Raw genomic sequence first — 5,332 nt, 5'->3', positions numbered from 1 at the left:
TTTTGCACTTAAAATATGAGCTAAACTATAACTCATTGTAAAAATGGCTATTTTATCTATTCCAGTAAAACTGTACGCAAAATTTTAATTTAAAATAGCTTCTAAATATGTCAATTTTATATTTTTTTGGAAGATAGAATAAAAAAAGTTTGTACAAGAAGTATCCATGTTTAACTTAGTGCATAATTTATTGAGGTTAGATACTTTGTTTAGTATAAGAACTATTTTTCTTTCCACCATTTTATTATTTCATTAGCTTTAATTGGAATTGGCCCTAAGAGATTTCCAGAGTTACTTATAATTCCTTTTTGATTGGCTGTAAGTGTTAGTTTAAAAATTTCATTGTCATCTACAATTTCGACAACACCTTCAAAAACATTGAATATTGAATTTCCTAATGAATCCACTTCAATTGAAAATTCTGTACCTCTTATAGAACAAGTGCCTCCATGTACTCTAACCTTTAATTTCTTTCTTAATTTACTTATTTCTTTGTTAGCTTCTGAAATTATGTCCTCTGTAATTTCTGCTGCTTTTTCTGACACCAAATTATTTGTTATATACACATTTCCTCGTTGAATTTTGGGAATATTTGTACCATTTTCATCTGTAACGATATTCATAGCCGAATTTTGACCTAGCATAACATCTTCACCTCCTTTTTCCAAGCCATAATGTAATTTAATACTACTATTTGGTCCTGTTTTAATCCAATCTCCTGGGGATAAATCTATTGGTTGGTCAGCGGTTAGTTGTTTTGCATGTAATTTTCCGTCTACAGATTTCATCACAGTTACTTCTCCTTTGAACGATGTAATTTTACAGTTAAAGTGTATTGAAGCTTTCCATTTATTATCATCTAAACCTTTATATTTTAATTCGCCTCCACTATCGAGTTTTTTATATTCACTCATCATTTTATTGTGTTTGGCTTGTGCAATGGAATCGTTACGCTTTTTTTGTAATGCTATCAATGCAGCCAATCTTTGCTGTCTTATCTGTTCATCTTGCTGTCGTTTTAATTTTTCAGCTTCGGTTTCTTTTGAATTTGAACTGCTATTGAATACACTATTCAGCATATTTGAAAAAATAGCACCCATTATTTCTTGCTCAAAAGAAGAACTTTTTACGGATGACTTCGAACTCGTACTCGAACTCATATACTTACAACCAGTATTATGTTTGCCATTCATTCCACCGCAACCTAAACATTCAATGCCTGATTGTGCCATCAATTTTTGATGTGGTATTATAATAAAACTTCCTAATATGATCCAAAGGATTACAATATTTATATTAACTTTCATATTTATATTTTTTTATTTTTTAACAAATAACTCCCATTCATAAATTTTATCCTGCGCTTTTCGGGCATCTTCAGTATTAGGCAAGAGTATTAAATATTTTTTCATATTCATTATAGCTCGTTTAAAATCTTTTATATTTTCTTTAAGTATTGCCATGTTATAATACGCATACGGATATGAAACAGGATTTATTTTTAGTACTTTTTCGTAATAAGAATAAGCGTCATAATACTTTTTGTCTTCGGCTAGTTGATTGGCTTGAACAATGAATTTTCTTTGTTCTTCAGATATTGTTTGATTTTCCAGTGACTTATATTGTTCTACGATTTTTTTAAACAATTCAGGTTCGTTGTTTATTTTCATATCTTCATCTTTTCTAAATTTATCAGAAAGTGGCAACATTAAATTATATAATAAAGTTATTCTTTTTTTAGATTCTTCATTAAAATAAAATCGTCCTGCTTTATATTTTCCATTAGAACGATAAGGAAGTGTAATAAGTAATTTTGAACCAACTCTTATACTAGGTGTTTCAGCATCATCTACACTTGTTATAGTGTCTATAAGAGAAATTCTTTTTCTTCCTTCTTTTGTGATAAACAGAAGACTGTCTCCACTAAATACAATTTTTTCATTAGCTTCAATTTGTAGTTTAGTCATTGTTTTTGTATTTATTTCATCACTTATCCAGAATACCCATTTGTATTCATTAATATATGATGTAATCTTATACATCAATGAATCATTAAGATTTGAATTATTGTTTTGAGAGAAAGTATTTATACAAAACAAAGTGAGAATGATTATTAATTTTTTTTTCATATTATTGATGTGTAATTTTAAACTCCCATTCATAAATTTTATCTTGAGCTTTTCGGGCATCTTCAGCATTTGGCATTAATATCAAATACTTTTTCAAGTAAAAAATGGCATCTATTAAACACCTTTCTGCAGAATCTGGCAAGCGAATTTCTTCGTAATTTTCGTAACTTTGAATTGATAATAAGGATAGATTGTAATATGCATCTGGAAAATTAAACTTGTTTATTTCTAATGCTTTTTTCATTTGAGTAATAGCATCAAATAATTTCTTTTCTTTGGCTAATGCATTTGCTTGAACAATATACTTTCGTTGATTTTCAGAAACAGGTTGATTTTTAAGTATATTATCAATCTCGCTGTATTCTTTTTCGAAATCTTTCAGTTCCAAAATTTCTTTATTATAGCTTATAGTGAGTCTTAATGTTCGAGCGGTAGCAGTTAACTTGGGTATTAAATTTGAGTCCCAAAGATATATTTTATTACTTTCATAAATGCTTCCATTGTATGTAAGTTTTATGTCATTTAATTTAATTTCAAATGTTTGAGCAGGAATTTCGTAAAATTTTGATTTTTTGCCACATTTACAGCATACGCCATTGTTTTCAGTAAATCTAAAAGGATTCCTACTTTCAAATTTTAACAATGAGTCACTAGAAAAGTAGATGGAATCCAAATGATTTATATAACTTCCTTTTTCATCAAAATGGCTATATTTAAAACCTGATTCTGTGATTACCTCATTTTTACCTTTAAAAATGATGTAAATATTATTTTGGTTTCCTAATTTACAACCTTTATGGTACGCCTCCCCCCAAAAAGCTATAGATTCTATATCATTGAGTAATTTTAAGATTTCTTTTTTTAGCTCTTCAATATTTTGAGGTTGTTTTAACCCCATAGCAACAGAATCGTTCAAAGTTTGGCTCTGTGCAAAAAAATTATTAGTCAATAAAAACATAAAAAAAAATATTGTTTTCATGATAATAGTTTTTAATATTTAATATACATTTCCCATTCATAAATTTTATCTTGTGCTTTTCGAGCATCTTCGACATTAGGAGAAATAATTAGATATTTTTTCAAATTATAAATGGCAAGTGAATAATCTTCAAGTTGGGCAGCTATCAATGCAGCATTAAAATAACCTTGAGGATAGCTGTACGGATTTACTTGAAATACTTTTTCATAAATTTCCAATGCTAAAGTATATTTTTTTTCTTCGTTTGCTGCATTTGCTTGCACAATAAACTTTCTTTGTTCTTCAGATACATTAGGTTTAACTTCTTTAGAGAGATATTCAGATGATTTAATTTTAAATTCATCTAATTGATTATTCATAGTGGTAATTTTATAATTGGTTTGTGCTTTTTTTAAAATAGCAACAATGGCAGTTAAATTTGTGTAAAACACATTGCCTTGATTTTTTTTAAAACACACTCCTGCATTTTCTTCAAACCAAACATAATCGTAATTTATACCATACGAAGGACCTGAAACATAGTGGATATTGTTTGTAATATTAACAAAATAAATAGTTTTTATTGGAGTCCCGCTATTAAAAAGTTCTAGTCTATTGTCAAAAATTTTAAGTTTGGGTTTCCATTTGTAATTTCCATCAATCACAAACCAACATTTGGTAGAATTAACTTGATCCTCTAAATTTTTAACCAAAAGCTTTGCCTGTTCATTATTTGGAGGAAGTTTTAACCCCATAAAAACAGAATCGTTCAAAGTTTGACTCTGTGCAAAAAGATTATTAGCTAATAATAAAATAATAATAATTATTGCTTTCATGATAATTGTTTTTAATATTTAACATACATTTCCCATTCATAAATTTTATCTTGAGCTTTGCGGGCATCTTCGGCATCAGGCATAAGTATAAGATATGCTTTCATTGCATAAGTTGCTTGATAGTAATATCCAGAATGAGCCAATATCAGAGCCATGTTGAAATAGGCATTCGGATAAGAAAACTTATTTACGTCTATTGCCTTACGATATAGGAGTAAGGCATTGACATAATCTTTTGCATCATTGGCAACGTTTGCTTGAATAATAAATTTGCGTTGTTCTTCGGTTATTTCTCTGTTTCTCCCTAATTTTATGTATTCGTCTCGAAATTTTATTAATTTTTCTTCCGCTTTTTCTGAAGCATTAAAATTTAATTTTAAGATATTGAAAGAAGTATAAAATTTATCTAAGTTTTCATTACATTCCTTTCTGAGATTTTTTATAAATTTTGTTGTTTCAGATTCAATATCACATTTTGCACAGCCGCAGGTTATTTTATAATTTTTATAGGAAATGTATTTCGCAAAATAACTTTCGTTATTTTTTTTAGTTATTTTATCCATTTTTAAACTATCTAGTAAGTTCAGCATCAAATGTGTTAATTTTCCTTTATTTTCAACATCATCAATTTCCTTTAAAAATAATATTAGATATTCATTTTCTATAACATAGCCCTCGCATTGGTAAAAAGTTTCTACTTCTAAACCATCTAAACGTTTGGTGGTTTCAGTAATAAAATAATTTTTCGGCATCTTATCCAAAAAACTTACGGCATCCACCTCGGTTTTAATTTCTTGTGCATTAACTTGCAATCCAAATAAAGTGAAAATTACAAAAAATGAAATTTTTAGGGCTAAGACTTTAATTTCACTAATTTTTAATATAATTCCTTTCATATATTTATGTATTTAAATTGTTTTTCTCTGTTTAATTTGTGTATTTGTACAGACCTAACCAGTCAAATTATTAAGAAAAAATGTATTTGATATTAAATTAATATATTCAAATTTAAGAACAATAATTTTAAATTAAAATGATAAAAGTCAGTTTATTAGGTAAATAGTGAAATATAGAAGTATGTCGTATCCTATTTTTAAACAAAATATTTTACTAAATTAAGTTATTTTTTTTTTATGGATACACTAAAATTCAAGATTAAACCCAAATAGAATTAAAATCATTGAGAACAATATAAAATATAGACTTGACGAAATAAATCTATTCCAACCTAAAATTACTTCAAAACCTTAGCTAACCATTCTACACACATATACAACTATTTTTTTGTAGTTATTTAACTAATTTTTTAGTTTTTAATTTTACTAACTGTTTCATTTTCTATTAATTTTATAGTCCAAATAAAAAGTAAAACACCAATAATTCCGAGTGTTCCCATAAAAAGCCAATTG

At 27.3% G+C, this 5,332-nt stretch carries 5 protein-coding genes; all 5 read right to left on the bottom strand.

Translation table 11 applies throughout. From position 1 onward, the window contains the following. Window positions 1-221 precede the first annotated feature (221 nt). Genes OJ995_RS13435 through OJ995_RS13415 form a run of 5 tightly spaced genes read right to left on the bottom strand, consistent with a single transcriptional unit; the run spans window position 222 to window position 4,819 of the window. A complete protein-coding gene (locus tag OJ995_RS13435) occupies window positions 222-1,307 on the bottom strand; it encodes a FecR family protein (RefSeq protein WP_264369907.1) in 1,086 nt (361 codons plus the stop codon). 12 nt (window positions 1,308-1,319) lie between these two features. Further along, window positions 1,320-2,129, bottom strand: a complete 810-nt coding sequence (locus OJ995_RS13430; RefSeq protein ID WP_264369906.1) for a tetratricopeptide repeat protein — start codon at window positions 2,127-2,129, stop codon at window positions 1,320-1,322. 1 nt (window position 2,130) lies between these two features. Further along, the gene (locus OJ995_RS13425; RefSeq protein ID WP_264369905.1) at window positions 2,131-3,108 is read right to left on the bottom strand and encodes a tetratricopeptide repeat protein; all 978 of its coding nucleotides are present in this window, start codon (window positions 3,106-3,108) and stop codon (window positions 2,131-2,133) included. An 11-nt stretch (window positions 3,109-3,119) separates the two neighbouring features. Continuing rightward, window positions 3,120-3,923: a tetratricopeptide repeat protein gene (locus OJ995_RS13420; protein ID WP_264369904.1), complete on the bottom strand. Its 804-nt coding sequence runs from the start codon at window positions 3,921-3,923 to the stop codon at window positions 3,120-3,122. Between the two features lie 11 nt (window positions 3,924-3,934). Further along, window positions 3,935-4,819 carry a hypothetical protein gene (locus OJ995_RS13415; protein WP_264369903.1) on the bottom strand — a complete coding sequence of 295 codons (885 nt, stop codon included), beginning with the start codon at window positions 4,817-4,819 and terminating at the stop codon, window positions 3,935-3,937. Between the last annotated feature and the right edge of the window lie 513 nt (window positions 4,820-5,332).

Source organism: Flavobacterium lacisediminis (assembly GCF_025909975.1).
GTDB classification, from domain to species: domain Bacteria; phylum Bacteroidota; class Bacteroidia; order Flavobacteriales; family Flavobacteriaceae; genus Flavobacterium; species Flavobacterium lacisediminis.
The sequence above is the reverse complement of the archived record's forward strand: the minus strand, read 5'-3'. Positions and strand labels throughout refer to the sequence as shown.